At 61.7% G+C, this 5,751-nt stretch carries 3 rRNA genes; all 3 read right to left on the bottom strand.

Annotated elements, in window-relative coordinates:
- Positions 1-81: 81 nt before the first annotated feature.
- Positions 82-198 (bottom strand): 5S ribosomal RNA (gene rrf, locus BH719_RS02300).
- 185 nt (positions 199-383) lie between these two features.
- Positions 384-3,517 (bottom strand): 23S ribosomal RNA (locus BH719_RS02305).
- Positions 3,518-4,034: 517 nt separating this feature from the next.
- Positions 4,035-5,581: ribosomal RNA gene (locus BH719_RS02310) — 16S ribosomal RNA — on the bottom strand.
- Together the 16S, 23S and 5S rRNA genes form the textbook arrangement of a ribosomal RNA operon.
- Positions 5,582-5,751 lie beyond the last annotated feature (170 nt).

Raw genomic sequence — 5,751 nt, forward strand, 5'->3', positions numbered from 1 at the left:
CGCGCGTGTTCGCGTGTGGTTGCGGGTGTGGGTGTGTGTGGGGGGCCGCGCACGTGTGTGCGCGGCCCCCCCTCTGGTGTGTTGTGGCGGTTTCCTACTCTCCCGCACCCCCTGGGGTGCAGTACCATTGGCGCGGCCGGGCTTAGCTTCCAGGTTCGGTATGTTGCTGGGCGTTTCCCCGGTGCTGTGACCACCACAAGATTGTGTCGTCCGTCCCCCCCTCTTGTTGGCCCGCCGTGTGGTGGGTTGGGTGGGGGGTGGGTTGGTCGTGGTTCGTATAGTGGTTGCGGCGCCTCCCCCGGGTTGGTCCGGTGGGCCCGTTGTGGGCTTGTGGCCGGGGGTTGTCGTGGTGTCGTTGTCCCCCCGGTTTGGTGGTTGGGGGGTTGGTGTGGTGTCGGCCCATTAGTACCAGTCGGCTCGCGAGCGCCTCGCGGCGCTTCCACCTCTGGCCTATCGACCCGCTGTTCTGGCGGGGGCCTCTCACCCCGTGTGGGGGCGTGGAAACCTCATCTCGGAGCGGGCTTCCCGCTTAGATGCTTTCAGCGGTTATCCTTTCCGAACGTGGCCAACCAGCCGTGCACCTGGCGGTACAACTGGCACACCAGAGGTTCGTCCATCCCGGTCCTCTCGTACTGGGGACGGCCCTCCATCAAGTTTCCTGCGCGCGCAGAGGATAGGGACCGAACTGTCTCACGACGTTCTGAACCCAGCTCGCGTACCGCTTTAATGGGCGAACAGCCCAACCCTTGGGACCAACTCCAGCCCCAGGATGCGACGAGCCGACATCGAGGTGCCAAACCATGCCGTCGATATGGACTCTTGGGCAAGATCAGCCTGTTATCCCCGGGGTACCTTTTATCCGTTGAGCGACCACGCACCCACGTGCCATGGCCGGATCACTAGTTCCTGCTTTCGCACCTGCTCGACCCGTCGGTCTCACAGTCAAGCCCCCTTGTGCACTTGCACTCGCCACCTGATTGCCAACCAGGCTGAGGGGACCTTTGAGCGCCTCCGTTACCTTTTAGGAGGCAACCGCCCCAGTTAAACTACCCACCAGGCACTGTCCCCGGCCCGGATCACGGGCCCAGGTTCAGGCGCCCGCTTGAACCAGAATGGTATTTCAACGACGACTCCACCACCGCTGGCGCGGCCGCTTCACAGTCTCCCACCTATCCTACACAAGCACAAGCGGACACCAATACCAAGCTATAGTAAAGGTCCCGGGGTCTTTCCGTCCTTCTGCGCGAAACGAGCATCTTTACTCGTACTGCAATTTCACCGAGTTCACGGTTGAGACAGCGGAGAAGTCGTTACGCCATTCGTGCAGGTCGGAACTTACCCGACAAGGAATTTCGCTACCTTAGGATGGTTATAGTTACCACCGCCGTTTACTGGGGCTTGAATTCGCCCCTTCGCCCCCACTGGGGGGGCTGAGGGCTCCTCTTGACCTTCCAGCACCGGGCAGGCGTCAGTGCGTATACATCGCCTTGCGGCTTCGCACGCACCTGTGTTTTTGATAAACAGTCGCTTCTCCCTATTCTCTGCGACCCCCCGGCCCCGCCCCCGCGCGCGGCGGGGGCAGGCCAAGGGGTCCTCCTTATCCCGAAGTTACGGAGGAATTTTGCCGAGTTCCTTAACCATGATTCACTCGAACGCCTCGGTATGCTCTACCTGACCACCTGAGTCGGTTTGGGGTACGGGCGCGCGGCGCCCTCACGTCGGGGTTTTTCTCGGCAGCATAGGATCACCACAAGTCCACACACGCGTGTGTCCCTCCTCAGCCCTCACCCACATGCCCCCCGGATTTGCCTGGGGGACGGGCCACAGCCTTGAATACGCACAACCACCGGCGCATTGCGGCTACCTTCCTGCGTCACCCCTGTCAACACGCTTGCCTCCACCACCGGGGCCCCGCGACACCCCCCGCCCCCGCGCCCGAAAGCGCAGGAGGGGGCGGTGCGGGCGGTTAGCACAGCGGTATCGGCACTGGCGGTCGCCGCGCGGTACCAGAATATCAACTGGTCGACCATCGACTACGCCTGTCGGCCTCGCCTTAGGACCCGACTAACCCAGGGCGGATGAACCTGGCCCTGGAACCCTTAGTCAATCGGCGCTGCGGATTCCCACCGCAGAATTCGTTACTCATGCCTGCATTCTCACTCCCACGCGGTCCACCAGGGGTCACCCCCGGGCTTCGCCCCGCGCAGGACGCTCCCCTACCCAGCAGCGCACCCACCACCCCGTCCAAAAAGGGGGGAGGAGGGCGAAAAGCGCTGCTGCCACGGCTTCGGCGGTGCGCTTGAGCCCCGCTACATTGTCGGCGCAGAACCACTTGACCAGTGAGCTATTACGCACTCTTTCAAGGATGGCTGCTTCTAAGCCAACCTCCTGGTTGTCACCGCGACTCCACATCCTTTCCCACTTAGCGCACGCTTAGGGGCCTTAGCCGGCGGTCCGGGCTGTTTCCCTCTCGACCACGGAGCTTATCCCCCGCGGTCTCACTGCCGCGCTCGACCCTGATGGCATTCGGAGTTTGGCTGACGTCAGTAACCCACAGGGCCCATCGGCCATCCAGTAGCTCTACCTCCACCAGGAAACACGCGACGCTGCACCCAAATGCATTTCGGGGAGAACCAGCTATCACGGAGTTTGATTGGCCTTTCACCCCTACCCACAGTTCATCCCCCAGGTTTTCAACCCTGGTGGGTTCGGTCCTCCACAAGGTCTTACCCCTGCTTCAACCTGACCATGGGTAGATCACCCCGCTTCGGGTCTAGGACGCGCGACACAACGCCATGTTTCGGACTCGCTTTCGCTACGCATACCCCACACGGGTTAAGCACGCCACGCGCCACTAACTCGCAGGCTCATTCTTCAAAAGGCACGCCATCACCCCTCAGGGCCCTGACGGCTTAAAGGCACACGGTTTCAGGTACTATTTCACTCCCCTCCCGGGGTACTTTTCACCATTCCCTCACGGTACTATGCGCTATCGGTCACCAAGGAGTATTCAGGCTTACCAAGTGGTCTTGGCGGATTCACACGGGATTCCACGAGCCCCGCACTACTCGGGCACCAGCCCCGAACCACGCCACCGCGGAACCGCCTACACGACTATCACGCACTACGGTCGCCCATCCCAGGGCGTTCGACTCCCACGACAACACGGAACCACCCCCCGGCAGAGGGGAAACAGGCCGGCCCCACAACACCCCGCGCGCAACGGCCGCCGCCTATCACACGCACGAGGTTTAGCCATCATCCGCTTTCGCTCGCCACTACTCACGGAATATCTCTTCCTACGGGTACTGAGATGTTTCACTTCCCCGCGTTCCCCCCACCACCCTATACACGTTCAGATGATGGTGGCCCAGCACAACCCGGGCCGGGTTCCCCCATTCGGACACCCCCGGATCAAAGCTCGCTCGCCAACTCCCCGGGGCATATCGCAGGCCGCAACGTCCTTCATCAGCTCTTGGTGCCAAGGCATCCACCGAATGCCCCACAAAACCACACACAACAAAAAACACGCCCACACGCCCGCCACAGGGCGGGCCCGCGGGCCACACGCCCCCCCCACACGCCCCACGGCGAACGCAGGACAAAACAAGAAGGGGGGACGCGCGCAGACAACAAAGATGCTCGCAACCACTATACAAATCACAAACAACCCACCACAACCACCACAACCCCCAACGAAGGAAGGATCCCGGCGGAAGGGCCGAACCCAACACACCCCCCACCAAAACAGGAGGCGGCAGCACCCCCCAACGGGGGGCCGCGACCCCCCACCAAGGGAGGAGGCGGCAGCACCCCAAAGGGGGGGCCACGGGTGTTGGACGTGAACCCGACAGCGCGCCCGTCCGCCCACAGCAGCAAAGCCCCCATGCCCAACCCCACAACGAGGACGCGCCCCACCAGCACACTGCCAGCGGAACCCACGCGCCCCCAAGCACCACCACCAGCCCCCACCCCCCGCACAAGGCGGAGCACGAGGACCAACGGCCAGGCGGCACCACAACAGGGCTCCCTAGAAAGGAGGTGATCCAGCCGCACCTTCCGGTACGGCTACCTTGTTACGACTTCGTCCCAATCGCCGATCCCACCTTCGACCACTCCCCCCAGCAAGAGCCGGTTGGGCCATGGGCTTCGGGCGTTACCAACTTTCGTGACGTGACGGGCGGTGTGTACAAGGCCCGAGAACGTATTCACCGCAGCGTTGCTGATCTGCGATTACTAGCGACTCCACCTTCATGGGGTCGAGTTGCAGACCCCAATCCGAACTGAGACCGGCTTTAAGGGATTCGCCCCGCCTCACGGCATCGCAACCCTCTGTACCGGCCATTGTAGCATGCGTGAAGCCCAAGACATAAGGGGCATGATGATTTGACGTCATCCCCACCTTCCTCCGAGTTAACCCCGGCAGTCCCCCACGAGTCCCCGCCACAACGCGCTGGCAACATAGGGCAAGGGTTGCGCTCGTTGCGGGACTTAACCCAACATCTCACGACACGAGCTGACGACAACCATGCACCACCTGCACACCCCCAACCAAATGCGCGCGCGTCTCCGCGCGCCCGGGGCGCATGTCAAGCCTTGGTAAGGTTCTTCGCGTTGCATCGAATTAATCCGCATGCTCCGCCGCTTGTGCGGGCCCCCGTCAATTCCTTTGAGTTTTAGCCTTGCGGCCGTACTCCCCAGGCGGGGCACTTAAAGCGTTAGCTACGGCGCGGGAACCACGGGTGGCCCCCACACCTAGTGCCCAACGTTTACAGCGTGGACTACCAGGGTATCTAATCCTGTTCGCTCCCCACGCTTTCGCTCCTCAGCGTCAGTAACGGCCCAGAGACCCGCCTTCGCCACCGGTGTTCTTCCTGATATCTGCGCATTCCACCGCTACACCAGGAGTTCCAGCCTCCCCTACCGCACTCAAGCCAGCCCGTACCCACCGCACGCCCCCAGTTGAGCCAGAGGATTTCACGGCAGACGCGACCAGCCGCCTACAAGCCCTTTACGCCCAATAATTCCGGACAACGCTCGCGCCCTACGTATTACCGCGGCTGCTGGCACGTAGTTAGCCGGCGCTTCTTTACCCACTACCCTCACCACGACCCACGTCGCGGCTTGACCACGGGCGAAAGAGGTTCACAACCCGAAGGCCTCCATCCCTCACGCGGCGTCGCTGCATCAGGCTTGCGCCCATTGTGCAATATTCCCCACTGCTGCCTCCCGTAGGAGTCTGGGCCGTATCTCAGTCCCAATGTGACCGGTCACCCTCTCAGGCCGGCTACCCGTCAAAGCCTTGGTGGGCCATCACCCCACCAACAAGCTGATAGGCCGCGAGCCCATCCCCCACCAGAAAAAACCTTTCCACCAGACCCCATGCGGAGACCAGTGAATACCCGGTATTAGCAGCCCTTTCAGACCGTTATCCCGAAGAAGGGGGCAGGTTACTCACGTGTTACTCACCCGTTCGCCACTCACCCACCCCCCGGAAAACCAGAGGACAGGCGCGTTCGACTTGCATGTGTTAAGCACGCCGCCAGCGTTCGTCCTGAGCCAGGATCAAACTCTCCGAACAAAAAACAAAGCCCGGAAGAGAACCACCCACCCACCCCCCAGGAACAACCAGGGGAACAAGCGGGCGACCCCAACCAAAAAACTCAAAAACAAAAACAGGCACAAAAACAAAACAAACTGTAGACAAACAAACACACTATCGAGTTCACAAACAACACCCACACAAACCCG

Origin of the sequence: Pauljensenia hongkongensis, assembly GCF_001746855.1 — a bacterium.
Classification (GTDB): Bacteria; Actinomycetota; Actinomycetes; order Actinomycetales; family Actinomycetaceae; genus Pauljensenia; species Pauljensenia hongkongensis.